The 23681-nt window shown below is 65.9% G+C and carries 24 protein-coding genes and 1 other annotated feature; of the genes, 8 read left to right on the top strand and 16 right to left on the bottom strand.

The features are described 5' to 3' along the window. Window positions 1-33: 33 nt before the first annotated feature. The 4 genes from NDN16_RS06135 to dapD form a co-directional block, all read right to left on the bottom strand. The gene (locus NDN16_RS06135) at window positions 34-1518 is read right to left on the bottom strand and encodes a SulP family inorganic anion transporter (protein WP_251112743.1); all 1485 of its coding nucleotides are present in this window, start codon (window positions 1516-1518) and stop codon (window positions 34-36) included. Between the two features lie 78 nt (window positions 1519-1596). Beyond that, window positions 1597-1652, bottom strand: a sequence feature (sul1 is cis-regulatory element that is thought to sense ions involved in sulfur or methionine metabolism; They are found in Alphaproteobacteria). Between the two features lie 63 nt (window positions 1653-1715). After that, a complete protein-coding gene (locus tag NDN16_RS06130) occupies window positions 1716-2624 on the bottom strand; it encodes a cation diffusion facilitator family transporter (RefSeq protein ID WP_251112742.1) in 909 nt (302 codons plus the stop codon). Window positions 2625-2632: 8 nt separating this feature from the next. Then, window positions 2633-3862 carry a lytic murein transglycosylase gene (locus NDN16_RS06125; RefSeq protein WP_251112741.1) on the bottom strand — a complete coding sequence of 410 codons (1230 nt, stop codon included), beginning with the start codon at window positions 3860-3862 and terminating at the stop codon, window positions 2633-2635. Between the two features lie 18 nt (window positions 3863-3880). Beyond that, entirely contained in the window at window positions 3881-4726 is an 846-nt protein-coding gene (gene dapD, locus NDN16_RS06120; RefSeq protein ID WP_251112740.1) for a 2,3,4,5-tetrahydropyridine-2,6-dicarboxylate N-succinyltransferase, read from the bottom strand. A 364-nt stretch (window positions 4727-5090) separates the two neighbouring features. Between dapD and NDN16_RS06115 the strand changes: the two genes are divergently transcribed. Together NDN16_RS06115 and NDN16_RS06110 are read left to right on the top strand one after the other, a co-directional pair. Continuing rightward, complete coding sequence (locus tag NDN16_RS06115) at window positions 5091-5948, top strand: LOG family protein (protein ID WP_251112739.1); 858 nt, start codon at window positions 5091-5093, stop codon at window positions 5946-5948. 104 nt (window positions 5949-6052) lie between these two features. Then, window positions 6053-6334: a hypothetical protein gene (locus NDN16_RS06110; RefSeq protein WP_251112738.1), complete on the top strand. Its 282-nt coding sequence runs from the start codon at window positions 6053-6055 to the stop codon at window positions 6332-6334. On the opposite strand, the gene NDN16_RS06105 is transcribed toward NDN16_RS06110, so the two are convergent. From NDN16_RS06105 to NDN16_RS06090, 4 genes are all read right to left on the bottom strand, one after another. Beyond that, on the bottom strand, window positions 6317-7066 hold the full coding sequence (locus tag NDN16_RS06105; RefSeq protein WP_251112737.1) for a pyrimidine 5'-nucleotidase: 750 nt from the start codon (window positions 7064-7066) through the stop codon (window positions 6317-6319). The two genes, NDN16_RS06110 and NDN16_RS06105, sit on opposite strands and share 18 nt — an antisense overlap. A gap of 58 nt (window positions 7067-7124) precedes the next feature. Next, on the bottom strand, window positions 7125-8429 hold the full coding sequence (locus tag NDN16_RS06100) for an MFS transporter (RefSeq protein ID WP_251112736.1): 1305 nt from the start codon (window positions 8427-8429) through the stop codon (window positions 7125-7127). Window positions 8430-8511: 82 nt separating this feature from the next. After that, the gene (gene argB / locus NDN16_RS06095; protein WP_251113000.1) at window positions 8512-9399 is read right to left on the bottom strand and encodes an acetylglutamate kinase; all 888 of its coding nucleotides are present in this window, start codon (window positions 9397-9399) and stop codon (window positions 8512-8514) included. Between the two features lie 76 nt (window positions 9400-9475). Further along, window positions 9476-10744 carry a glycerate kinase type-2 family protein gene (locus NDN16_RS06090; protein ID WP_251112735.1) on the bottom strand — a complete coding sequence of 423 codons (1269 nt, stop codon included), beginning with the start codon at window positions 10742-10744 and terminating at the stop codon, window positions 9476-9478. A 170-nt stretch (window positions 10745-10914) separates the two neighbouring features. Here NDN16_RS06090 and ltnD point away from each other — a divergent pair, with 170 nt between their 5' ends. Genes ltnD through otnC form a run of 5 tightly spaced genes read left to right on the top strand, consistent with a single transcriptional unit; the run spans window position 10915 to window position 15289 of the window. Continuing rightward, on the top strand, window positions 10915-11823 hold the full coding sequence (gene ltnD, locus NDN16_RS06085) for an L-threonate dehydrogenase (protein WP_251112734.1): 909 nt from the start codon (window positions 10915-10917) through the stop codon (window positions 11821-11823). Beyond that, a complete protein-coding gene (gene otnK / locus NDN16_RS06080; protein ID WP_251112733.1) occupies window positions 11823-13106 on the top strand; it encodes a 3-oxo-tetronate kinase in 1284 nt (427 codons plus the stop codon). The genes ltnD and otnK overlap by 1 nt, the downstream gene beginning before the upstream one ends. Before the next feature lie 2 nt (window positions 13107-13108). Then, window positions 13109-13888, top strand: a complete 780-nt coding sequence (gene otnI, locus NDN16_RS06075) for a 2-oxo-tetronate isomerase (protein WP_251112732.1) — start codon at window positions 13109-13111, stop codon at window positions 13886-13888. A 1-nt stretch (window position 13889) separates the two neighbouring features. Further along, on the top strand, window positions 13890-14672 hold the full coding sequence (locus NDN16_RS06070) for a DeoR/GlpR family DNA-binding transcription regulator (protein ID WP_251112731.1): 783 nt from the start codon (window positions 13890-13892) through the stop codon (window positions 14670-14672). Then, the gene (otnC, locus tag NDN16_RS06065; protein WP_251112730.1) at window positions 14669-15289 is read left to right on the top strand and encodes a 3-oxo-tetronate 4-phosphate decarboxylase; all 621 of its coding nucleotides are present in this window, start codon (window positions 14669-14671) and stop codon (window positions 15287-15289) included. The genes NDN16_RS06070 and otnC overlap by 4 nt, the downstream gene beginning before the upstream one ends. Before the next feature lie 10 nt (window positions 15290-15299). Here otnC and NDN16_RS06060 read toward each other — a convergent pair whose 3' ends face one another. From NDN16_RS06060 to NDN16_RS21070, 6 genes are all read right to left on the bottom strand, one after another. Continuing rightward, complete coding sequence (locus NDN16_RS06060) at window positions 15300-15641, bottom strand: type II toxin-antitoxin system PemK/MazF family toxin (RefSeq protein ID WP_353050196.1); 342 nt, start codon at window positions 15639-15641, stop codon at window positions 15300-15302. After that, on the bottom strand, window positions 15638-15856 hold the full coding sequence (locus NDN16_RS06055; protein ID WP_285292461.1) for an antitoxin MazE family protein: 219 nt from the start codon (window positions 15854-15856) through the stop codon (window positions 15638-15640). The genes NDN16_RS06060 and NDN16_RS06055 overlap by 4 nt, the downstream gene beginning before the upstream one ends. Window positions 15857-15931: 75 nt before the next feature. Beyond that, the gene (locus tag NDN16_RS06050) at window positions 15932-16729 is read right to left on the bottom strand and encodes an ABC transporter ATP-binding protein (protein ID WP_251112728.1); all 798 of its coding nucleotides are present in this window, start codon (window positions 16727-16729) and stop codon (window positions 15932-15934) included. Beyond that, window positions 16726-17607 (bottom strand): ABC transporter permease, encoded by an 882-nt coding sequence (locus NDN16_RS06045; RefSeq protein WP_251112727.1) that lies wholly within the window; start codon window positions 17605-17607, stop codon window positions 16726-16728. The genes NDN16_RS06050 and NDN16_RS06045 overlap by 4 nt, the downstream gene beginning before the upstream one ends. Continuing rightward, window positions 17604-18572: an ABC transporter substrate-binding protein gene (locus NDN16_RS06040; protein WP_251112726.1), complete on the bottom strand. Its 969-nt coding sequence runs from the start codon at window positions 18570-18572 to the stop codon at window positions 17604-17606. The genes NDN16_RS06045 and NDN16_RS06040 overlap by 4 nt, the downstream gene beginning before the upstream one ends. Window positions 18573-18675: 103 nt before the next feature. Then, a complete protein-coding gene (locus tag NDN16_RS21070) occupies window positions 18676-20997 on the bottom strand; it encodes a mechanosensitive ion channel family protein (protein WP_251112725.1) in 2322 nt (773 codons plus the stop codon). A gap of 374 nt (window positions 20998-21371) precedes the next feature. On the opposite strand from NDN16_RS21070, the gene galU reads away from it, so the two are divergent. After that, complete coding sequence (galU, locus tag NDN16_RS06030; RefSeq protein ID WP_251112724.1) at window positions 21372-22277, top strand: UTP--glucose-1-phosphate uridylyltransferase GalU; 906 nt, start codon at window positions 21372-21374, stop codon at window positions 22275-22277. Window positions 22278-22284: 7 nt separating this feature from the next. On the opposite strand, the gene NDN16_RS06025 is transcribed toward galU, so the two are convergent. Next, complete coding sequence (locus NDN16_RS06025) at window positions 22285-22728, bottom strand: NfeD family protein (RefSeq protein WP_251112723.1); 444 nt, start codon at window positions 22726-22728, stop codon at window positions 22285-22287. A gap of 2 nt (window positions 22729-22730) precedes the next feature. After that, window positions 22731-23672, bottom strand: a complete 942-nt coding sequence (locus NDN16_RS06020; RefSeq protein WP_251112722.1) for an SPFH domain-containing protein — start codon at window positions 23670-23672, stop codon at window positions 22731-22733. Between the last annotated feature and the right edge of the window lie 9 nt (window positions 23673-23681).

Genomic DNA, 23681 nt, shown 5'->3' with positions numbered 1-23681 from the left:
AATAGGGCCCCGGACGATCCGGGGCCCTCTGTGTCAGTGTGCGCCGATCTTGTCGAGCGCGCCGGGCTTGTCGTGCAGTGCCAGCCGGTCGACGATGGTTTCGCTTGCCGCATTCAGCCCGACCACGTCCACCACGGCTCCACCTTGCCGGAATTTCAGGATGGCCTGGTCGAGAGCGGCGACGCTGGAGATATCCCAGATGTGGGCGCGTGACACGTCGATGGTGACGCGGGCCAGCTTTTCCCGGAAATCGAACGCCTTGAGGAAATCCTCCACCGAGGCGAAGAACAACTGGCCTTCGATCCTGTAGGTCCGATGCGTTCCATCCGCGTTGACGACGGAGGAGACGCCGAAGAGCTGCGAGATCTTCCAGGCAAAGAAGATCCCGGACAGGAGAACTCCCAGAAGCACGCCGATGGCGAGGTTGTGCGTGTAGAGCACGCCGGCCACCGTAGCCAGCATCACGATGGACGAGGAGCGCGGGTGATGGCGCAGGTTGGCGATCGAGCCCCAGTTGAAGGTGCCGATCGACACCATGATCATCACGGCAACCAGTGCCGGCATCGGGATGCGGCTCACCAGGTCTCCGAGGACGAGGATCATGAACAGGAGGAGGACGCCCGCCGCGAAGGTCGACAGGCGGCCCCTGCCGCCCGAACGCACATTGATGACGGATTGGCCGATCATGGCACAGCCGGCCATGCCGCCGATGAAGCCGGTGGCTGTGTTGGCGATGCCCTGGCCGATGCACTCCTGGTTGCGGTTGGAGGGCGTGTCCGTCATGTCGTCCACGATCTGCGCCGTCATCAGGGATTCGAGAAGCCCGACGATGGCGACTGCGGCGGAATAGGGCAGGATGATCCAGAACGTCTCCATCAACAGCGGGATCGCCGGGATCAGGAAGACGGGCAGGGTGGACGGAAGTTCGCCCATGTCGCCGACCGTGCGCACGTCGACCCCCAGCGCGATCGCGATGGCGGTCAGGGCTACGATGCAGACCAGCGGCGACGGAATCGCGCGGGTAATGTACGGGAACAGGTAGATTATCCCCAGGCCGGCAGCGACGAGCAGATAGGTGATCGGCGTCACGCCGACGAGTTCCGGTATCTGAGCCATGAAGATAAGGATGGCCAAGGCGTTCACGAAGCCGGTGATGACCGACCGCGACACGAAGCGCATGACGTAGCCGAGCTTCATGAGACCGCAGGCGATCTGGAGCAGGCCGGCCAGTACGGTGGCGGCAAGCAGATATTGCAGCCCGTGGTCGCGCACCAGCGTAACCATGAGCACCGCCGTCGCGGCCGTGGCGGCCGAGATCATGCCCGGCCGACCGCCGGTGAAGGCGATGAGGACGGCGATCGAGAAGGAGGCGTAGAGGCCCACCTTCGGGTCGACCCCCGCGATGATGGAAAAGGCTATGGCCTCGGGAATGAGGGCCAGAGCGACGACGAGGCCGGAAAGCAGGTCGCCACGCACATTGGAGAACCATTGTGCGCGATAGGCGGACAGGGAATTCATGGATATCTCGGATCTTTGACAGGTCAAGCCGCGGCGGGACGCGATGGTCGGCCGCATGGAAAAGAATGGCTTTTGAACTGTTGTCCGGCGGATCGGCGGCCGGAAGAGCCACCCGGAGTTTCACCGGGTCCTGATGAATGCCTCTTCCTATAGGACATCGCCTGCTGCGGCGCAACACGACACGAGGCGTTGCCGGCTCAATCCGCCCATCGCGCGTCGCCGGTGAAGGTGACGGTCAGCCAGCGGTTCCGGTCCGGCCCGCCGAGCGCCGTGCTGATCTGGTCCCTTATGAGGTCCAGGTCGCCGGCCGTGCCCAGCCCCATATCGGGCGGGACGATGAAGTGGATTTCCACCATGCGCGAGCGTCCGGCGCGGGCGACGTAGGTGCGGCTGTCCAGAAAGCCCTTCTCGGCCACGATGCGATCGGTGAGGGAGCGCACCTCGGAATCGAGGTCGCGCGGGGCGAGAAGGAAGATGTCGGACACGGCTTTCAGGAACACGCGCAGCGGCACCGGCAGGATGAAGACGACCAGCACCGCAAGCACGAGCGGATCGACGTAGGGCGTCCAGCGTTCGTAGGCGGAACCCTGCAGCAGCCAGCCGCCGGCAAAGGCGATGAACAGGGCCGAGGTGATGAGCCCGGACATGAGCCATCCCTTGACGTCGAGCGCAAGGAAGTCGGAGCCGATGCTCCTGTTGGCGTGCCGTTCCCAGGCATACATCCCGAAACAGGCCGCCATGACGACGGCGGCATAGAGAACGGCCCAGTCGAAGGCGAGGACGCGGCCGCCGGCCAGGATGACCGTTATGGCGTTGACGAAGGCATAGGCCGTCAGAACCATGATGAGCCCCGAATTCAGCGCCAGCACCATGGGCTCGATATGCCAGAACCCCATCTGGAACCGCTCGCTGTTCTGCCGCGCGATCAGCCGCGCGACGAACAGGGCCAGCAGCGTCATCGACGCGTCCACGCCCGAGAAGAGGCCGTCGAAGATGATCGACTGCGAGCCGGAGAGGATGCCGAAGCCGATGCCTGTCGCGCCCACGGCCAGCGTCACCAGCATGGAACGGACGAGAATACGTTGTTCTGCCTTGTCCCGATTCATTGCGGCTCTCAGTTCAGGTGCTTCTTCAACTCGGCCGTCGGCCAGCAATCGACCCGCAATCCATTCGCGGCTTCGAAGGCGCCGATGCTGCGGCGCGTCTTGAAGCCGGGCAGGCCATCGGCGCCGCCGACATCCCGCCCCATCGCCTCGAGCCTCTGCTGCATGCGGGCGACGTCGCCGCGCGATACGCCTTCTACCTTCACCCAGCCGCCACGGAACGCGCCCCCGCCCTGCATCCGGTCGGCGACGTGCCCGATGAACAGGGCATAGAGATCGGAGTTGTTGTACTCCTTGATGACGTAGAAATTCGGCGTTGCGATGAAGGCCGGGCCCATGCGTCCGGCCGGCATCATCAGGTAGCCGGTGGCTGACGCTTCGTGCGGGGGGAAGGGGCGGCCGGAAACACGCGTCACGCCACCCGAAACGAAGTCGCGGATCGGCCGCCCCTGATCCGGACCCTCGAGCGTACAGGAGACGGCGTCGGGCACGTTCGCCTCGAAACCCCAGTCGCGGCCCGCGACCCAGCCGGATTGCTGCAGGTAGTGGGCGATCGAGGCGAGGGTATCGGGCACGGAATTCCAGATATCGCGCCGTCCGTCGCCGTCGAAATCCACCGCCAGTTCGCGGAATTTCGTCGGCATGAATTGCGGCTGTCCGAGTGCGCCCGCCCAGGAAGACTTCATGTCCCGGACCGAAAGGTCGCCATCCTCGACGATCTGCAGGGCGGCGATCAGCTCGGCGCGGAACATGTCCTTGCGCCGGGCCAGGTAGGCTTTCGTGGCCAGCACCTCGAAGGCGTCGTGCGGGATGCTGGCGGAGCCGAAACCGGATTCGCGGCCCCATATCGCGACGACGATCGGACCGGGGACGCCATAGCGCTGCTCGATGCGCTTCAGCGTCGCGGCATGTTGCTGCAGCAGGCTGCGGCCACGCGCGGCGACGGAGGCGACATTGCTTTCGTTGAAATAGGCTGCGGGGCTCTGGAATTCGGCCTGGTGCTGCTTCTCGGCAACTTCGCCCGACTGGCCGGGAAGGACGAGGTCGGGCAGCTTCAGGTTGGGCTTCACCCCGCCGAGGGCGGCGTCGAACGTGTTGCGGGATACGCCCCTGGCCTGTGCCTGCGGCCAGATCTCCCGCTCCAGGAAGGTGCGGAAACCCGCCTCTACCGTCTGGGCAGAGGCGGGCGATGTCAGGATGGCGAGCAGCGTGACGAGCAGGATCGCGATGCGGGAAATCATGGTCGTCCGCCTTTCGGATCAGCTTCGCAGAAGTTCGTTGATGGATGTCTTGGAGCGTGTCCTCTCGTCGACGCGCTTGACGATCACGGCGCAGTAGAGGCTCGGTCCCGGCTCGTTGCCGATGGGCTTGCCGGGCATGGTGCCCGCCACGACCACGGAATAGGGCGGCACTTCCCCGTAGAAGACCTCGCCCGTGGCGCGATCGACGATCTTGGTGGACTGGCCGATATAGACGCCCATGCCGAGGACGGAGCCCTCGCGTACGATGCAGCCCTCGACCACTTCCGACCGCGCGCCGATGAAACACCCGTCCTCGATGATGGTCGGCCCGGCCTGCAGGGGCTCGAGAACGCCGCCGATGCCGACGCCGCCCGAAAGATGCACATGCGCCCCGATCTGCGCGCAGGATCCGACGGTCGCCCAGGTATCCACCATGGTGCCTTCGCCGACATAGGCGCCGAGATTGACGAAGGACGGCATCAGCACGACGTTCTTGGCCACGTGGGCCGAGCGGCGCACGATGGCTCCCGGCACGGCGCGGAAGCCGGCGCTGCGGAACTCCTGCGCGCCCCAGCCTTCGAATTTGGAGGGCACCTTGTCCCACCAGGTCGCCTCTCCCGGGCCGCCGGCTATGACCGACATGTCGTTGAGACGGAATGACAGCAGAACCGCCTTCTTCAGCCACTGGTTGACGGTCCAGGCGCCATCCGCGCCGCGCTCGGCGACGCGCCGCTCGCCGCTGTCCAAAAGCGCCAGCGCGGCGTCGACCGCATCGCGCACCTGCCCCTGGGTCGTGGCGTCGATACCCTCGCGCGCCTCGAAAGCGGCATCGATGGTCTTTTCCAGTGCGGCGTGATCCGTCATCGCTTTGCAGTATCCCCTGTTTGAAAGCTTATCGACCTCCTAGAGCGTTTCCCGCTCATATGGAACCACCCTGTTTCTCCGAGGGCCGGATGGCCCGTCAGGAAGGCGGCGCAGGGCGTACCGGCGGTACGACCAAGTCCGGCTGACGCCGCGGACACTGGCCCTCGGGAAACCCGAAGGGCCGGGGCCATTCGGGCCGCCTTCTTCGGCGTGCGTCTCGGCCATACACCAGTATGGCCTTCGACACCCACCTTGATTGCGACCCGAAGCGCCTCCGGCAGAGTGTTTCCATATGAGCGGGAAACGCTCTAGAAGAAGGCCTTCCTATGGTCAATCGAGTGCATGGATGCGAGGGAAGTTGGGCATGAGAGAGCGGCGCAATGAAGATGGCAGGACCTGGGACCCGTTTCCGGCCTCGGCGGCGGACGACAGCGAGGCCGTCGAGCGGACGCCGGATACGCCGCAGACCCGATCGCCCACCTACAGGCTCGCCTATGCAGACAGCGAATTCCTGACCTCAGAGCCGTTGCGCGCGGTGCGCCTGCAACTGGAGATGCTGAAGCCGGAAATGGCCCTGCTGGAGGCTGGAATCCTCTCGACGGTGGTTCTGTTCGGCGGAGCGCGGATACCGGAGCCGGGCACCGAAGCATGGGCGGCGCGCAACGCCGGCCAGAAGGAGCGGCTGGAAGCCAACTCCCGCTATTACGATGTCGCCCGCCGCTTCGCCGCGCTGGCGTCGACGCACTCCGCCAATTCGTCCGGCGGCAAGGAGTTCGTCATCGTCACGGGCGGCGGCCCCGGTGTCATGGAGGCCGGCAACCGTGGCGCGGCCGATGTCGGCGCGATGTCGATCGCGCTCAACATAACGCTGCCGCACGAGCAGGCGCCGAACCTCTACGTGACGCCGGATCTGTGCTTCAACTTTCACTATTTCGCGATCCGCAAGATGCATTTTCTGCTGCGCGCCCGGGCGATGGCCATCTTTCCCGGGGGGTTCGGCACGCTCGACGAACTGATGGAGGCCCTGACGCTGATCCAGACCGGGCGCATGGAGCGCATGCCGGTGATCCTGTTCGGAAAGGCGTTCTGGGACAGGTTGATCGATTTCGGCTTCCTGGCGCAGGAAGGTACGATCGCGCCGGAGGATCTCAACCTCATATCCTATGCCGAGACGGCCGAGGAGGGGTGGGACATCATCCGCGCCTTCTACGACCTGCCATAAGGGGAACTTCCGCCCCTGGCCATCCGTTGCACGGCAAGGCGGCTTATCTCATGCCGTGGCAACACCAAGAACAGTCACGGCTTCCGCCGTGCGGAGCTGGAGCGATGGGCGAATTCGATACCGACAACGACATGATGGCCGATCAGCAGGCGCGCGATACGCGCGGCCATTCGCGGCAACCGGGCGATGTCGCACACGACATCGACGCGCGCAGCGGTGAGGATCGCCGGGCAGCCCACAAGGCCCCCATGCGCGAAGGCAGGTCCGACGACGCCGTGCTGGAAGAAAACCGCGCCCATCTCGGGCCTTCGGAAGCCGCTCAAAAGCGCCGGTCCAGAGTCATTCCGCCCCTTGCCGGGCGGGGTCGGTCACTTCTGGGCGACTGACGGGGCTACCCCGCCATCGATGCGGCGCAGGAACACTTTCAGGTCGTCGGTCACGAAGTCTATATGCGCGCCGTCGCGGCCCTCGTGCTCCCAGATGTCGCCGAGCGTCGCTTCGAAGTTGCGCGGAACCACGAGCACCGTTTTCATGCCGAGCGCCTTCGGCACTTCGAGATTGCGCGACAGATCTTCGAACATCACCGCGTTTGCCGTGTCTATGCGGTGGAGCCCCATGAACTTGTCGTAGGTCTCCGCGGCCGGCTTCGGTACGAGGCCGGCCGCGACGATGTCGAAGATATCCTCGAATGCGTCGAGTATGCCGAGCTGCCGTGCGGTGCGTTCCGCGTGGCCCCTGTCGCCATTGGTGAAGATGAACTTGCGTCCCGGCAGAGCGCGGATGAACCCACCCAGTTCCGGATCGGGATCCAGCCACGAATAGTCGATGTCGTGAACGTAGTTCAGAAAGGCGTCCGCCTCTATCCCGTGCTCCGTCATCAGGCCACGCAGGGTGGTGCCGTGGCTGCGATAGAAGTCTTTCTGCAGTATGCGCGCCTCGTCGCGCGGCAGTTGCAGAAGGTCTGCGACGAAGGATGTCATGCGCTGGTCGATCTGCGAAAACAGATCGACATGCCGGGGATAGAGGGTGTTGTCGAGATCGAACACCCAGTCGCGGACGCCCCTGAAATCTTCGGGGCAGGCATCCCGCGTGCGGGCGACGGTATCGTTTGCGGACATGCTCGCGCCTCCAGGGGTGGAGCCGCGCCCTCCCGCGAGGGCGCGGCGATCCTTTACTTCAGCTCGATGCGATCATGGCCTTGGGCTTGGCCGGGATGGCGAACAGCGCCAGCGCCGTCAGCAAGCCCGCGATCGAGAGGTAGTAGCCCACCGACGCGATGCCGTACGACGTTGCCAGCGACGTCGCGATGTAGGGCGCCAGCGACGCGCCGACGATGCCGCCCAGATTGAACGTCATCGACGAGCCGGTATAGCGTACCGCCGTCGGGAACAATTCGGCGAGGGCCGTGCCCAGCGGGCCGTAGGTCATGCCCATCAGCGCGAAGCCGATCACCGAGAAGGCAACGACGCCGGCCAGCGAGCCGCCGCCGAACAGCGCCGGCATGAAGAAGCCGAAGACGCAGATGCCCAGCGCCGTGCCGAGCAGCACGTTGCGCCGCCCGAAACGGTCGGCCAGAACGGCGGAGACCGGGATGAGCAGGCCGAAGAAGACGACCCCCAGCATCTGGATGGGCAGGAATTCTCCGCGCGTATAGCCAAGGCCGATCTGCGACGTGCCCCAGGACAGCGAGAACACCGTCATGATGTAGAACAGGGTGAACGTGGCCAGCGCCGCGATGGTGCCGAGCACCAGCTCGGTCTTGTATTTCGAGAAGATCTCGGCCAGCGGAACGGAAACGCGCTCCTGGCTGTCGAGCGTCTTCCGGAAGGCCGGCGTCTCGTGGATCTTCAGGCGCACCCACAGGCCGATGAACACCAGAAGCGCGCTGGCCAGGAAGGGCACGCGCCAGCCCCAGGAGAAGAACTGGTCTTCAGTCAGGAAATCGCTGAGCAGAAGGAAGCTGCCCGTGGCGCAGATGAAGCCGATGGGCGCACCGAGCTGCGGGAACATGCCGTACCAGGCTTCCTTGCCCTTGGGCGCGTTCTCCGTCGCCAGCAGGACCGCGCCGCCCCACTCTCCGCCGAGGCCGAGGCCCTGCCCGAGGCGGCAAAGCGCCAGCAGCAGCGGCGCGACTACGCCGACCTGCGCATAGGTCGGCAATGCCCCGATGATGACGGTGGACAGGCCCATGGTCATCAGCGCCGCCACCAGGGTCGCCTTGCGGCCGATACGGTCGCCGTAATGGCCGAAGATCGCCGCGCCGATGGGCCGCGCGAAGAAAGCGATGGCAAAGGTGGCCAGGGATTGCAGCGTCGCCGACGTGGGATCCGCCGAGGGGAAGAAGAGGTGCGGAAATACGATCACCGCAGCCGTTGCGTAGATATAGAAATCGAAGAATTCGATGGTGGTGCCGATAAGGCTTGCGAACAGGACACGGCCCTTGGAGTTGACCGGCTTTGCTTCGGTGGTTGCGGCTTGCACGTCTTGCGCTTTCAATGGTTTGCTGCGTTTTGTGCATCGCAGTAACGCAAGTTACGCTTGGCCGCAACCCTTCCGCAAAGGTTCATCCCGGCACGATGAGCGTCCCGGCGCCGTGCTCTGTCAGAAGTTCCAGCAGCACGGCGTGGAGCACCTTGCCGTTCAGGATGACCACACCTTCGACGCCCCTGTCGATGGCCTCTATGCAGGTTTCAACTTTCGGGATCATGCCGCCGCTGATGGTGCCGTCGGCGATCAGCTGCCGCGCCTGCGAGACGGAGAGCTCCTTGATGAGGGTCTTGTCCTTGTCGAGAACGCCCGGCACGTCCGTCAGGAACAAGAGGCGCGAGGCCCGCACCGCCCCGGCGATCGCCCCGGCGAACGTATCGGCATTGATATTGTAGGTATGGCCGTCGCGGCCGGGCGCGACCGGCGCGATCACCGGTATCATTTCCGAGCGGGCAAGCAGGTCCAGCAGCGTACGATCCACCTCGACCGGCTCGCCGACGAAACCGAGATCCAGCACGCGCTCAATGTTGGAATCGGGGTCCCGCATGGTCTTGCGCGCCTTCTCGGCGAAGACCATGTTGCCGTCCTTGCCGCACAGGCCGATCGCCCACTCGCCTTCGGCGTTGATGAGGGCGACGATCTCCTTGTTGATGGAGCCGGCAAGAACCATCTCGACGATCTCGACGGTGCGCTGGTCGGTGACGCGCAAGCCGCCCTCGAACCGGCTTTCGATGCCCATCTTGTCGAGCATCCGGCCGATCTGCGGTCCGCCGCCATGCACGACGATGGGGTTGATGCCGGACTGCTTGAGAAGCGCGATGTCGCGGGCGAAGGCGCGTCCAAGGTCGGCATTGCCCATGGCATGGCCGCCATATTTCACCACGACCGTCTTGTTCTCGTAGGCCTGCATGAAGGGCAGGGCTTCCGCCAGCAGGCTCGCCTGCTTCTCGCGGTCGTCGGTCATCTGGCTCACGCGCTGTCTCCTCGAAGTCGCGCGGGGTTGTAGAGCGTTTCAACGACGGTTTGAAGCGCCAATTCCGTCATTCGTCGATGAGGATAGCGCGCAGGTCGTTGACGTTGGTCAGGGTAGGACCCGTGACGACGAGGTCTCCGATTCCCGCAAACAGGCTGTAGCTGTCATGGCCGGCAAGCACGGATGCGGGCTCGAAGCCGGCGGCCGCCGCACGCGCCAGAGTGTCGGGCGCGATGATGGCTCCGGCCGCGTCTTCGGTGCCGTCGATCCCGTCGGTATCGCCCGACACGGCGTAGATGCCGGCCTCACCCTTCAGAGCCAGCGCCAGCGCCAAAAGGCACTCGGTATTGCGGCCGCCACGTCCGGGCCGGGCGGAGCCGATCGTCACCGTCGTTTCGCCGCCCGAAAGGAGGACGGCCGGCGCCTTCACCGGGTGGCCGTGCCGCCGTGCCGACAAGGCGATGCCTGCCATCACGCGCCCGAGCTCGCTTGCCTCGCCCTCCAGCGCGTCGCCCAGTATCAAGGGCTTGTAGCCGAGCGCGCGGGCCTTGTCCGCCGCGGCTTCCAGCGCCATGGCCGGTGTTGCGATCAGCCGGAAATCCGGCGTGCCGCCGGGCGCGGCGGGCCGGTCCGCCTTCAGCAGGCGCACGACGCGCTCGGGCAGCCTGTCTTCGAGCCGCATGACGAGGGCTGCAAGCGCGGCGTCGTCGCCGACATCCGGCACCGTGGGGCCGGAGGCGATGGCGCGGGGGTCGTCGCCCGGCACGTCCGATATGGCCAGCGTCACCAGGCGGGCCGGACGGGCTGCAGCCGCAAGCCGCCCGCCCTTGACCGCCGACAGCCGGCGGCGAACCATGTTCATCTCGTTGATGCCGGCGCCGGATGCCAGAAGCAGCCGGTTGACGGCCTTCTTGTCCTCGAGTGTCAGCCCCTCGGCAGGCACCGTCATCAGCGCCGAGCCGCCACCGGACATGAGGGCAAGCACGAGGTCGTCTTCGGTCAGGCCCCGGACCGCCTGAAGGATCCGCCGTCCGGCCGCCTCGCTGGCGTCGTCGGGGACGGGATGGGACGCCTGGAGAACCTCGATCCGTTCGGTCGGCACGGCGTGGCCGTATCGCGTGACGACGACGCCGGTCAGCGGGACGTCGGGCCAGGCGATCTCGACAGCCCGGGCCATGTTGGCGGCCGACTTGCCTGCGCCCACGACGACCACGCGCCCGTTTGCCGGCGGTCTCGGCAGGTGCGCGGCCAGGACCGCCAGCGGGTCGGCGCTGGCGACGCCCGCCATGAAGATATCCCGCAGCGCCGCGCGCGCCCGCTCCGCTTGCATGGACATCGCCTGAACCCCTCCCGGCCGAATCGATCATCCCGCATAGTCATAAACGCGGATGGACACAGGCGCACTTTCACAAATTTTCACACAATAATGTGGATATTTGTTAATAGGCTCTGGACGGATGGAGCTCGGGTGGCTTAACTGATGCCGGTGGGGGAGGACTATCGATCATGAGCGATCACAAGCCGGCCGTCTGCGTCATCGGCCTGGGCTCCATGGGCATGGGCGCGGCGCGATCCTGCATCGCGGCGGGCCTGCCGACCTTCGGCATCGATATCAGCGCGGCGGCCTGCACGGCGCTTTGCGCCGCCGGGGCGGTGGATGCCGGTCCGGACGGACGGGCTTTCGCGAGCCGGCTGGATGTCGTGCTTGTGCTGGTGGTCAATGCCGCGCAGGTGGAGTCTGTCCTCTTCGGCGAAACGGGGATCGCCTCCGCGCTGAGGCCCGGGACGGCTGTCATGGTATCGGCCACCATCGCGCCGCAGGATGCCCGCCGCTTCGGCGCGATGCTGGCCGAGCGCGGGCTGCTCATGCTCGATGCGCCGGTATCCGGCGGTGCGGCCAAGGCGGCCGTCGGGGCCATGACGGTCATGGCGTCGGGCTCCGGCGAGGCCTTCCAGGCGTTGCGCCCCGTTCTGTCCGCCGTAGCCGAGAAGGTTTACGAGGTTGGGTCCGAGATCGGGCAGGGGGCGACCGTCAAGGTCGTGCATCAACTTTTGGCCGGTGTGCACATCGCGGCCGGGGCGGAAGCCATGGCTCTTGCGGCCCGCGCGGGCATACCGCTGGACCTGATGTACGATGTCGTCACCCATGCCGCCGGCAATAGCTGGATGTTCGAGGACAGGATGAAAGCCGTGGTGACGGGCGACTATACGCCGACATCGGCCGTCGACATCTTCGTCAAGGATATGGGCATCGTCACGGAAACGGGCCGCGCGCTGAAGTTCCCGCTGCCGCTCGCCTCCACCGCATTCGCCATGTACCAGAACGCCAGCAATGCCGGCTTCGGCGCCGAGGCGGACAGCGCCGTCATCAAGACCTTCGCAGGGATAGACCTGCCGGGAAAGGCAGGCTCCTGATGCGCCTCGGCATCATCGCGGACGATTTCACCGGCGCCACCGACATCGCCGGCTTCCTCGTCGCCAACGGCCTCGGCACGATCCAGCTGAACGGCGTGCCCGACGCAACCCGGACGGTGACCGCCGATGCCGTCGTCATCAGCCTCAAGTCCCGCTCCGCGCCGGTGGAGCAGGCGGTGGCCGAAAGCCTCGCCGCCCTCGAATGGCTGATGGCGCGCGATTGCGCGCAAGTGTTCTTCAAATATTGCTCGACATTCGATTCGACGCCGCAGGGCAATATCGGCCCGGTCACGGACGCGCTCATGGCGGCGATGGGCGAGACGCTCACCGTGATCTGCCCGGCGCTTCCGGTAAACGGGCGCACGATCTATCAGGGCTATCTCTTCGTCGGTGACGTACCGCTGGACGAATCGGGCATGCGGCACCATCCGGTGAACCCGATGACGGACGCCAACCTGATGCGGCTGATGGAGGCGCAATCGGAGGGCAAGGCCGGCAACGTGCCTTACGCCGTCGTGGAGCGCGGGCCCGAGGCCGTCCGCGCGGCGCTGGAGGGATTGAAGACAGCGGGGGTGCGGTATGCGGTGCTGGACGCACTGAACGCCGACCATCTGGCAACGCTCGGCGCAGCCGTGTCCGGCATGCGGCTCGTAACGGGCGGCGCCGGCCTTGCCGACGGCATCTGCATGGCCGGCATGGAGGGCTGCGGCGATCCGGCCGATGCGGAGGCGGCCGGCCGCCCCGGCACGGGACGCACGATCCTCCTGTCCGGCTCTTGCTCGCAGATGACGAACCGGCAGGTGGCCGCCTATGCCGCGGCGGCGCCGGTGGTCCGCGTATCCGTGGACGAGGCGATGGCCGACAGCGACGCCTACGCAAGCCGGCTGCTGGATGCGGTGAAGGCGGCGGAAGGCGGCGACTATGCGCCTCTCGTCAGCGCCACAGTCGGGCCGGAGGCGCTGGCCGATATCCAGGAGCGGCTCGGCGCGCAGGCGGCAAGCGCAGCGGTGGAGCGTCTGTTCCACGCGCTTGCGCGCCGACTGGAAGCCGAGGGCTTCCAGACCTTCATCGTGGCCGGCGGCGAGACCTCCGGTACCGTCAGCCAGGCGCTGGAGATCGGCGGCTTCCACATCGGGCCCCGTATCGCGCCGGGCGTGCCCTTCGTACGCGCCGTCGACAAGCCGATATCGCTGGCGCTGAAAAGCGGCAATTTCGGTCAGGAGCGCTTCTTCTTCGAAGCGCAGGACCTTGCGCGCGCAGCAGCATCGCAGGAGGGGGTGTGACCATGCCGCGTCTGGCAGCCAATCTGACGTTGATGTTCACCGAGGTGCCCTTCCTGGACAGGTTCGAGGCGGCTGCGGAAAACGGCTTTTCGGCCGTCGAATTCCTGTTCCCCTACGAGCACAGGCCGGAAGAGATCGCCGAGCGGATCCGGCGCCTTGGGCTGGAAGTCGCCCTGTTCAACATGCCACCGGGAGATTGGGCCGCCGGCGAGCGCGGGATGGCCGCCATCCCGGGCCGGGAGGCCGAATTTGCCCGCAATGCCGGCATCGCGCTGGCCTATGCCCGCGCCCTCGGTGTGCGCCGGGTCCACGCCATGTCCGGTATAACCCAAGGCCTCGATGCGGAGGCCTGCCGCAGCACCTTCATCGCCAGTATGCGGATGGCTTGCGATATGTTCGCTTCCGACGGGATCACCATTCTGGTCGAGGCGCTGAACACCCGGGACGTTCCCGGCTATTTCGTCGCCCATCAGGAGGCGGCCGCCGATCTGTGCGCGGCCGTGGAACGGCCCAACATCGCAGTGCAGTTCGACCTTTATCATGCCCAGATCATGGACGGGGACCTGACCCGGCTTGCCGAGCGGCTGAACGGCCGCTTCGCCCATGTGCAGATCGCATCCGTGCCGGAGCGGCACGAGCCCGACACGGGCGAGGTTGATTACGGCCACATGCTGAACGTCCTGAATCGGCTCGGATATGAGGGCTTCGTGGGTTGCGAATACAATCCGCGCAACGGAACCGTCGCCGGCCTCGGCTGGACGCGGCCCTGGCTCGGAGGCTGACATGGCCCTCATTCCGGCAGAGCGGCAAAGCCGGATCCTAGACCTCGTCAGCCAACGGCCCGCGGTCGGCATCGCCGAACTGACGCGGCTTCTGAGGGTGTCCCACATGACGGTGCGGCGGGACATCCGCGCGCTGGAAGAGGCGGGCCGCGTCATCGCCGTTGCCGGAGGGGTGCGTCTGGCCGATCCTACCGTCTCGCGCGAGGCGCCGCATGCGGCGAAGGCGGCGTTGAACCGCACGTCAAAGGCCGCCATCGGCGGGGCGGCGGCGCGCCTGGTCCCGCAGGGGGCGGCCATCTACCTCGATGCAGGCACCACCATCCTGGCGCTCGCGGGGCGGCTGGCACAGCGCGACGACCTGACCATCGTCACGAACGATTTCGCGGTCATGGAGCTTCTGTCGAGCCATGGCGGCTCCGTGCTGCACCATACGGGCGGGCTGGTCGACCGGGAGAATCGGTCCGCCATCGGTGAAGGTGCCGCGCGCGCCATACGATCCTTCCGGTTCGACATCGCGTTCATATCGTCCTCGTCCTTTTCGGAAGCCGGCCTGTCGGTGACGGATCCGGGCAAGGGCGCGGTCAAGGAGGCCGCCGTGGCCAGCGCGGCATCATCCATCCTTCTGGCCGACAGCTCGAAGTTCGGCCGGCGCGCGCCCTATGCCTCGGTGCCGATGCAGGCGTTCGACACCCTGGTCACGGACGCGGACTTCTTGCCGGAGTGCGTCGAAACGATCGAGGGTCTGGGGCTGACCGTCATTCGCGGCAGGGGAGAAACGGCATGAACGAGGCGAAGGCGCGCGACTGCCTGTGCCGCATGGGCGAGCGTCTCTATCATCGTGGCCTGGTCCACGGCACGGCGGGCAATCTCAGCCTGCGGATCGACGATGGCTGGCTCATGACGCCCACCAATACCAGCCTCGGCGATCTCGACCCGGAGCGCCTGTCGCGACTGGATGCACAGGGGCGTCTGGTCGGCGGCGACAAGCCTTCCAAGGAAGCCTTCCTGCACACCTCCGTCTATGCCGTGCGCAGCGATGCGGAAGCCATCATCCATACCCATTCCACCCATTCGGTGGCGGTTTCCTGCCTCGACCATCCCGAAGGCTGCCCGGTGCTGCCGCCGCTGACGGCCTATTACGTGATGCGGGTGGGCGAGCTTGCGCTCGTGCCCTATTACCGGCCGGGAGACGTCAGGCTGGCCGATGCGGTGCGCGAGGCGGCCGTCAGCCACGCCTGCGTGCTTCTGGCCAATCATGGCCCCGTCATCGCCGGCAAGGGGCTGAACGAGGCGCTCTACGCGCTCGAGGAACTGGAAGAGACGGCCAAACTGCACCTGCTTCTGCAGGGCCGGAAGACAAAGCCGCTGACCCGGGAGGACGTCCGCGAGCTGTTGGGCTGAGCGATGGTCCTCACGGTCTCGCCGAACCTGCAAGCCCCAGGAAAACAAGGATCGCCTGGTTCAGGCGCACGAGGTCTTCGTCCTGCAGGCGACCGATTCTTTCTCCGAGTTTCGATTTCGATACCGTGGTCAGTTTATCGACCATCAGACGGCACACCTGACGCAATCCGTTCTGATCCGTCGGCTCGACCTCGAGACGAAATATCGGCGCGTGCGTGTCGTGCGTCGTGAATACGCAGACGGTTATGGAGTCCGTTCCATCGAAGGCGTCGTCCTGTACGACGACCACAGGCTGCGGCTTTCCTGTGAACGCGGAGCCGCCAGAGGCAGTCCAGATTTCCCCGCGCCTCACTCGACGCTCCAGTCGGAGATCGCATCGACAAATGCCTGATCCTCAGCCTCGCTACTGCTTTGCGCAACCGCCAGGGACTGCCTCGATGCCTCCTTCCTGAAAGTGGAGGACCGAACGTCAGGTACCCAAATCTGAATAGGGCGCATGCCGCGCGCCCGCTGGCGGGCGCGATACTCGGCGACTTTCACGCGCGATGACTTCCGAGCCACTGCCATTGGAACCTCCGATATCGGTTACATGTAACCTAATATCGTTCTCGGGTCGGATCAATCACGCGTAGGTGGAAACCGTCAGCTGGTCAGCAGCTTGTCGTCGTCCAGTTCGCCGCCGCCGCGGACCTTGCGGAACATCTCGATCAGGTCTTCCACGGTCAGGTCGTGCCGGCTGTCGCCGGCGACGTCCAGCACCACGCGGCCGCCATGCAGCATCACCGTACGCGTGCCGAAATCCAGCGCCTGCCGCATCGAATGGGTGACCATGAGCGTCGTCAACCGGTGCTCGGAGACCAGCCGGTTGGTCAGTTCCATCACGAACTCGGCCATGCCGGGGTCCAGCGCGGCGGTATGCTCGTCCAGAAGCAGGACCTCGCTGCCGGCAAGCGTCGCCATGACGAGCGACAGGGCCTGACGCTGCCCGCCGGACAGGAGGTCCATGCGATCGCCCATCCGGTCTTCAAGGCCGAGGCGCAACGCCGATACCCGTTCGCGGAACATGTCGCGACGGCGCGACGACAGCGCGGAGCCGAGGCCCCGCCGCTTGCCGCGCGCTGCCGCCAGCGCCAGGTTTTCCTCGATCGTCAACGCGCCGCAACTGCCGGTCAGCGGGTCCTGGAAGACGCGCGCGACCAGCCGGGCCCGGTCGGCGGTATCGCGACGGGTCACGTCCTGCCCGCCGATGGTGACGCGCCCCTCGGTGGGCAGCACGTCGCCCGCGAGGACGCCGAGCATGGTGGACTTGCCTGCGCCGTTGGAGCCGATGACGGTGACGAAGGCGCCGTTGTCGATGGTGAGGTCGAGGCCGGCGAGGGCCTTCTTCTCCAGCGGGGTACCCCGCCCGAAGGTAACCCCGATCTGGCTGAGTTCGATCATGCGGATGCTCCTCCGCGACGCAGGCGCGGCAGGATCAGGGCGATGGCCACGAGAACGGCGGTGACGAGGTTCAGGTCCGATGCCTTGAGACCGAGCACGTCGGTGGACAATGCCGTCTGGATGGCAATGCGATAGAGGATGGACCCGGCCACGCAGCCGATCAGCGCGATGACGAGGAGGCGGGAACGGAACAGGGTTTCGCCCACGATCACCGCGGCGAGGCCGACGACGATGGTTCCGACGCCGGAGGTGACGTCGGCGAAGCCGTTGGTTTGCGCGAAGAGCGAGCCGCCCAGGGCCACGAGCGCGTTGGAGATGGCCATGCCCAGATAGATGAGCCGGTTGGTCTTGACGCCCTGCGCCCGCGCCATGCGCGGGTTGGCGCCGGTGGCGCGCATGGCGAGGCCGATATCGCTTTCCAGGAAGCGCCAGAGCGCGACGAGCGCGATGACGACGAGAACGAAAACGAACAGCGGGCGGACGTAGTAATCCGGCAGGCCATGCCCGTAGAAGGGCGTCAGCATCGTATCCTGGTTGATCAGCGCGATGTTGGGCCGGCCCATGATGCGCAGGTTGACCGAGAACAGCGCGATCATCGTCAGGATCGACGCCAGAAGGTTCAAAATGCGGAACTGCACGTTCAGCGCCGCGGTGACCAGGCCCGCGCAGGCGCCGGCCAGCATGGCGACGCCCGTCGCCGCCCAGGGATTCCAACCGGCGAGGATCAGCACGGCCGCAACGGCGGCGCCGAGCGGAAACGAACCGTCCACCGTCAGGTCGGGGAAGTCGAGTATGCGAAAGGCAAGGTACACGCCCATCGCCACGAAGGCGAAGACGAGGCCGAGTTCGACCGCCCCGAAGAAAGCGAATTGGCTCATTCGACGACCTGGTTGGCGCGCTCGAGAACGGCCGCCGGAAGCGTTACGCCCATCTTCTCGGCCGCGGCCTTGTTGACGACGAGGTTGGAGCCGGAGGCCACCGCGACGGGGATGTCGCCGGCCGTCTCGCCGTTCAGGATGCGCACGACCACCGCGCCGGTCTCCTTGCCGACCTCGTGATAGTTGAAGCCCAGGGCCGCCAGCGCGCCGCGGCTGACCGAATCGGTATCGGCGGTCACCAGCGGCACGTCGCTTTCCTCGGCGACGCCGACGGCGGATTCCAGCGCCGAGACGATGGTGTTGTCGGTCGGCACGTACATCACGTCGGCACGGCCGACGAGCGCGCGGGCCGCGTTCTGGACCTCGGACGAGCGCGAGGCCGTGGATTCGACCACGGACAGCCCGGCCGCTTCCGCCGCCGTCTTCAATGCGGCGAGCGAGGAGACCGAATTGGTCTCGCCCGGATTGTAGAGAAACCCGATCGTCTTCGCCTGCGGCAGGATCTCCTGGATCAGGGCCACATGCTCGGCCACGGGCGACATGTCGGAAATGCCGGTGACGTTTGCGCCGGGCGCTTCCATCGACTGGACGAGCTGGGCGCCGACCGGGTCGGTGACTGCGGTGAAGACCACCGGAATGTCGCGCGTGGCCGATACGACGGCCTGCGCCGAGGGCGTCGAGATGGCGACGATGACGTCCGGCCCCTCGCCGATGAACTGGCGGGCGATCTGCGCCGCCGTGCCTGGGTTGCCCTGGGCGGACTCGTAGCTGAAGGTCAGGTTTTCACCATCCTTGAAGCCGGCTTCCTCGAGCGCTTCCTTGACGCCGTCGCGCACGGCGTCGAGCGCGGGGTGCTCCACGATGGCCGTCACCGCCACGCTGGCGTCGGCGGCGAAGGCCGCCGTCGCGATGGCCGACGCGGACAGGGAAAGGGCGGTGACGAGGGCGAGGGCCGTCTTGCGCATGTCTTGGAATCCGTCGAATGATCTTCGTCTTCGACGGCAAAAGCCAGCCGCGCGCCCGAAAGTCAACGCCCAAAGCGCGGTGATGACACCATTCGCCTGCCGGTCAGGCGCGGGTGGATTCAGCCGGTTCCAGCTCGAGCACCTCTGCCGGCGATTCCGACTCCCGCGTCAGGACGGTCGTGGTGATGGTGCTGGGTGCGTAGGACACTTCGGCCTCGTCCATCCGCTTCTTGAGCCTGCGGTTGAACTCCCGGCCGACACCCCACTGCATCAACGGCTTGGTGCGGATCGCGCCCTTGATGATGATGCCGTCCGGCGCGAACTGGTCGACGCCCCAAAGCTCGAACGGGATGATGATGTTGCGCTGGAATTGCGGGTCCACCGCGATCTCCGCGCCCACCTCGCGCATGATGGCGATGACCTGGTCGAGGTCGGAGTGATAGGCGACCTTGAACTCGACGATGTAGACGCCGTAGCCGCGCGACGAATTCTTGATCGCCTTGACGCTGGAGAAGGGGATCGAGTGCAGCGCGCCCTGTCCGTCGCGCAGGCGGAGGGTGCGGATGGTGAGCTGCTCCACCGTGCCGGCGCGGTCGCCGGTATCCACCCAGTCACCGATGGCGATCGTATCCTCGAACAGGATGAACATGCCGGTGATCACGTCCTGCACCAATTGCTGCGACCCGAAACCGACCGCCAGGCCGATGACGCCGGCGCCGGCAAGCAGCGGCGCCACGTTGACGCCGATATTGGCCAGCACCGCTATGACGGTGATGACCGTCAGCGCGATGAACAGGAAATTGCGCACCAGCGGCAGAAGGGTCTTGGTGCGGCTCGACTGATGCTTGGCGCGGCCCTTCTTGTCGGTCGGCGCAAGGGCGCCGGCGATCCAGCCGTCGAGCGTTATCCAGAGGAACCAGCTGAACAGCAGCGCGAAGGCGATGGACAGGATGGGCCGCGTGATGGTCCATCCCGCGTCCGTCAACAGCCAGCCCTTGAGATCGAGATGCCAGACATCGAGGCAGGCGAAGGCGACGGCCGCCAGGATGACGACCTGTATGATGATGCGCAGAAGCTCGATGTAGCGGCCCATGATGACGTCACGCGTGCCGGACCGGCCGGCCCGGTTGGCGGCGATGCGCGCCAGCGCGTTGTCCAGCCATGTGGCCAGCAGGAGGCCGCCAGCCACGATGAGAAGCGCGATGGACGCGTCCATCAGGAAGCTGCCGCCGCCGCCCGCCAGCCGCGCCACCACGTTGATGACGATGAAGATGATGGCGAGCAGGTGCCAGAATCGCCCGAAGGCGTTGATCGCGCCGTCCATGATGCTGGTCGCGCGGCTGTCGTCATGGGCGACCCGTCCCTTGAGGATCAGCCGCTGCACCGTGATGCGATGGCGGATGACGAAGACGAGGGCCGTGACCGCCAGAAGGATATCGACGACGAGGCGGGCGACGTCCGTCGCGTCCCAGCCTGCCACGATGCGCAAGGGCGGGTCGGCGAGGACGGTGGAGATGCTGCCCAGGGCCGCCACCGCGGCCACCCATTTGAGAATTCGCCGCTGGCTGTAGCTGACGAGATGCCAGCCGCGGGACAGGCCCAGCAGCATCAGCAGGCAATAGCCGATCTGCCAGACGGCGACGGCAACGAAGACGGGAATCGTCATGCCGGCCAGGATCTGGCGTTGACGTGCGGGCATGTCGATGAAGTTGGAATAGAGTACGAGGACGCAGAAGCCGGCGACCAGCGGCAAGAGGCCGAGAACGAGGCGCTTGCCCGCCATCATCAGCAATTGCCGCCGGTGAGTCGGCCGGTGATCGAGCCGCCGGGCGCGTCGCAGCGGCGGAAGATAGAAAAGCGCCAGGATGGTGGCGGCGACCACGCCCCAGCCGATCAGGGCCCGCGTGAAGAAGGCGATGAGGCTGCCATCGCCATAGCCGGCAAGCACACGGTCGCGGACCTGGGCGCCGGCATTGGCGAGCTTTTCGTCGAGCGGGCCGCCGAGGGCGGCGTTGGGCAGGTTCTGCCCGATATCGGCAAGACTGCCGGTCACGGCCGACAAAAGCCCGTCTTCCGAAAGGATCGGCGCGGTCGCCGGGTCCTGCGGGGCTTCCGCCTCGGCCGCCGGCGCCACCGCGGGCTCTGCCGGCGCACCGGCCGCCGCGGGCGTCGTTCCGTCGGCAGCCGGCTGGGCCGGCTGGCCGCCGGCCACGGTGGCGCGCAGGGCCGTCAGGTTTTGCAGGAGCGCGTCACGGCTGGCCGGATCGTTCAGAAGGCCGATGACACGGTCTAGCGCCTGAAGGTCGGACTGCACGCCGGCTGCCGGCTGCTCCGCCGTCGCGGCTGGGGGCGCCTCCGTCTGGGCGAGGGCCGGTGCGGCGATGGCGATGGCGATGGCTGCCAGGAGAGTTGAGAGAAACTTCACGATCTGGACCGGTCTCGTCGCTGAAAAGGCGGGATGGTTCGGGTGGGCGTTGAAGCCACGGAAATACGGAGATTGGAAGGCAATGCGCCAGTGGCAGCCGATGCGCAAGCCTTTGCGCACGGCCTATCCGGCATACAGGCAGGTTGCGGATGTCACCATCCTGTCTTCCTTTTGCCTTTTCTTGTCGTCAGAAGTCCGCCGCCGCATCCACGGCGGCGATTCAGGGGCGGGCGGACGAGCGCCAAGTATGGACGAAAGTCATTCGTGGCATATCTGTTCACCACCGATACGAAAACGTTTGCCGATAACAACGCCCGGTATCATAGTTGAAACCGCTACCTCCCATCAGCACCAATGTCTGGAGCAATCTCCCGATGCATAAAGTCCGCAAGGCAGTCTTCCCTGTAGCCGGTCTCGGAACGCGCTTCCTGCCGGCCACGAAAGCGATCCCGAAGGAAATGCTCACCGTGGTGGACCGCCCCGTCATCCAGTATGTCGTGGACGAGGCGCGGCAGGCCGGCATCGAGCACCTGATCTTCGTGACCGGGCGCAACAAGGGCGTCATCGAGGACTATTTCGACATCCAGGTCGAGTTGGTGAACACCCTGACCGAGCGGGGCAAGAAGACCGAGCTTTCGCTGCTCGACGATCTCCAGCCGCAGCCCGGCACCGCCAGCTTCACCCGCCAGCAGGCGCCGCTCGGCCTTGGCCATGCCGTCTGGTGCGCGCGCGACCTCGTGGGGCCGGAGCCCTTCGCGCTTCTGCTGCCGGACATGATCATGCAGTCCGAGCGCGGTTGCCTCGCAAGCATGGTCGAACTGTACGAGAAGACCGGGGGCAACATCCTGTCGGTCGAGCAGTGCGACCCGCAGGAAACCAACAAATACGGTATCGTCGGACATGGGGAGACCGTCGGCTCGGGCTTCCGCATCGACGGCATGGTCGAAAAGCCCAATCCCGAGGATGCGCCGTCCAATTACTTCATCACCGGGCGCTACATCCTCCAGCCGGAAATCTTCGATATCCTGGCCACGCAGGAGAAGGGCGCAGGCAACGAGATCCAGTTGACGGACGGCATGCTGAAGCTTGCCGAGAAGCAGGATTTCTACGCCTATCCGTTCACCGGCCGCACGTTCGACTGCGGCTCCAAGGAAGGGTTCATCCGCGCCAACGTCGCCTTTGCGCTATGGCGCAACGACATCCGCCACAAGGTCTACGACGAGATCCAGGAACTGATCGACAACGTCGAACCGTCCGGCAGCCGCAAGGCAGCCGAATAATCGGCGATCAGCCATCGCGCTCCGCTTCGACGGAGAGCAACGAGCCATTTGCCGACAGGATGATGACCGGGGCTCCGGCAGGCATGTCGGGGCCCTCGACGCTCCACCAGCCGTCATCGATCTGCACCCGGCCACGGCCGTTGACGATCGCCTCCGACAGCACGGCGCGGCGGCCGATCAGCCGCGCGGTGCGGGTGTTGAGCGGGTTTTTGTCGTTGCTGGGCCGGCTTCCGTACCAGCGATAGCCGATCAGCGTGGCGGCGGCCGATACGACCGCGAAGCCGATCAATTGGCTGACGACGGAAAGGCCGGGGAGGAACAGGAGGTTCACCCCGATGGCAACGGCCCCGATGCCCAGAAAAAGCAGGTAGACGCCGGGCAGGAACATCTCCGCCGCCAGAAGGGCGAAGCCGGTGACGAGCCATCCCGTGGCGCCGAACAGGGCGGGCACGGTCAGCCCCCCGGCCTGACGGAGGGCGGTTTCGGCTTGTCGAAGACTTCGCGGGCGATTTCCGATATGCCGCCGAGCGCGCCGATCAGCGAGGCGCTTTCCAGCGGCATGAGAATCACGCGCTGGTTGTCCGCCGACGCGAGCTTGCCGATCGCTTCGGTGTACTTCTGCGCGACGAAGTAGTTGATTGCCCTGACATCGCCGCCGGCAATGGCCTGCGAGACGAGTTGCGTGGCCTTCGCCTCGGCCTCGGCGAGACGCTCGCGCGCTTCCGCCTCGCGGAAGGCGGCTTCGCGCTTCCCCTCCGCTTCGAGGATCAGAGCCTGCTTCTCGCCCTCGGCCCTCAGGATCTTCGCGTTCCTTTGCCCCTCTGCTTCCAGGATTTCGGCGCGCTTCTCGCGCTCGGCCATCATCTGGCGGCCCATGGATTCGACGAGGTTGGCGGGCGGCGCGATATCCTTCAGTTCGATACGGGTAATCTTTACGCCCCAATTGTGGGCCGCCTGGTCGACGACGCGCAGGATGCGTTCGGAGATCGCATCGCGGTTGGACAGGAGGTCGTCCAGATCCATCGACCCCATGACCGAGCGCAGATTGGTCATCACCAGGTTCAGGACCGCGTTGCGCAGGCCGGAAACCTCATAGGCCGCCGCAGCGGCGTCGAGGATCTGGAAGAAGGCGACGCCATCGGCCGCGACGGACGCGTTGTCGCGGGTGATGACTTCCTGGGTCGGGACGTCGAGAACCTGCTCCATCATGTTCATCTTGTGCCCGACGCGTTCGACGAAGGGCATGATGATGTTGAGCCCTGGCTTCAGCGTCCGGGTATAGCGACCGAAACTTTCGACCGTGTAGTGATAGCCCTGCGGCACGATCTTGATGGTCGCGAACAGCAGCAGCACGACCAGTACGACGCCGACGCCGACGATCACCAACGGTTCCATGCGTATCCT

This window comes from Aureimonas altamirensis (assembly GCF_023702225.1).
In the GTDB taxonomy this organism is placed as follows: Bacteria; Pseudomonadota; Alphaproteobacteria; order Rhizobiales; family Rhizobiaceae; genus Aureimonas; species Aureimonas altamirensis_B.
This window is presented reverse-complemented; position numbering and strand designations above follow the sequence as displayed.

Excerpts from the sequence above, each read along its gene's own strand:
- argB (WP_251113000.1), bottom strand. The coding sequence starts at position 9,399 with ATGACCGACGACCGCGAGAAGCAGGCGAGCCTGCTGGCGGAAGCCCTG.
- ltnD (WP_251112734.1), top strand. The coding sequence starts at position 10,915 with ATGAGCGATCACAAGCCGGCCGTCTGCGTCATCGGCCTGGGCTCCATG.
- NDN16_RS06040 (WP_251112726.1), bottom strand. The coding sequence starts at position 18,572 with ATGCGCAAGACGGCCCTCGCCCTCGTCACCGCCCTTTCCCTGTCCGCG.
- NDN16_RS06050 (WP_251112728.1), bottom strand. The coding sequence starts at position 16,729 with ATGATCGAACTCAGCCAGATCGGGGTTACCTTCGGGCGGGGTACCCCG.
- NDN16_RS06105 (WP_251112737.1), bottom strand. The coding sequence starts at position 7,066 with ATGTCCGCAAACGATACCGTCGCCCGCACGCGGGATGCCTGCCCCGAA.
- NDN16_RS06055 (WP_285292461.1), bottom strand. The coding sequence starts at position 15,856 with ATGGCAGTGGCTCGGAAGTCATCGCGCGTGAAAGTCGCCGAGTATCGC.
- NDN16_RS06125 (WP_251112741.1), bottom strand. The coding sequence starts at position 3,862 with ATGATTTCCCGCATCGCGATCCTGCTCGTCACGCTGCTCGCCATCCTG.
- NDN16_RS06020 (WP_251112722.1), bottom strand. The coding sequence starts at position 23,672 with ATGGAACCGTTGGTGATCGTCGGCGTCGGCGTCGTACTGGTCGTGCTG.
- otnC (WP_251112730.1), top strand. The coding sequence starts at position 14,669 with ATGAACGAGGCGAAGGCGCGCGACTGCCTGTGCCGCATGGGCGAGCGT.
- NDN16_RS06130 (WP_251112742.1), bottom strand. The coding sequence starts at position 2,624 with ATGAATCGGGACAAGGCAGAACAACGTATTCTCGTCCGTTCCATGCTG.
- otnI (WP_251112732.1), top strand. The coding sequence starts at position 13,109 with ATGCCGCGTCTGGCAGCCAATCTGACGTTGATGTTCACCGAGGTGCCC.
- NDN16_RS06045 (WP_251112727.1), bottom strand. The coding sequence starts at position 17,607 with ATGAGCCAATTCGCTTTCTTCGGGGCGGTCGAACTCGGCCTCGTCTTC.
- NDN16_RS06090 (WP_251112735.1), bottom strand. The coding sequence starts at position 10,744 with ATGTCCATGCAAGCGGAGCGGGCGCGCGCGGCGCTGCGGGATATCTTC.
- NDN16_RS06110 (WP_251112738.1), top strand. The coding sequence starts at position 6,053 with ATGGGCGAATTCGATACCGACAACGACATGATGGCCGATCAGCAGGCG.
- NDN16_RS06135 (WP_251112743.1), bottom strand. The coding sequence starts at position 1,518 with ATGAATTCCCTGTCCGCCTATCGCGCACAATGGTTCTCCAATGTGCGT.
- galU (WP_251112724.1), top strand. The coding sequence starts at position 21,372 with ATGCATAAAGTCCGCAAGGCAGTCTTCCCTGTAGCCGGTCTCGGAACG.
- NDN16_RS06115 (WP_251112739.1), top strand. The coding sequence starts at position 5,091 with ATGAGAGAGCGGCGCAATGAAGATGGCAGGACCTGGGACCCGTTTCCG.
- otnK (WP_251112733.1), top strand. The coding sequence starts at position 11,823 with ATGCGCCTCGGCATCATCGCGGACGATTTCACCGGCGCCACCGACATC.
- NDN16_RS06070 (WP_251112731.1), top strand. The coding sequence starts at position 13,890 with ATGGCCCTCATTCCGGCAGAGCGGCAAAGCCGGATCCTAGACCTCGTC.
- dapD (WP_251112740.1), bottom strand. The coding sequence starts at position 4,726 with ATGACGGATCACGCCGCACTGGAAAAGACCATCGATGCCGCTTTCGAG.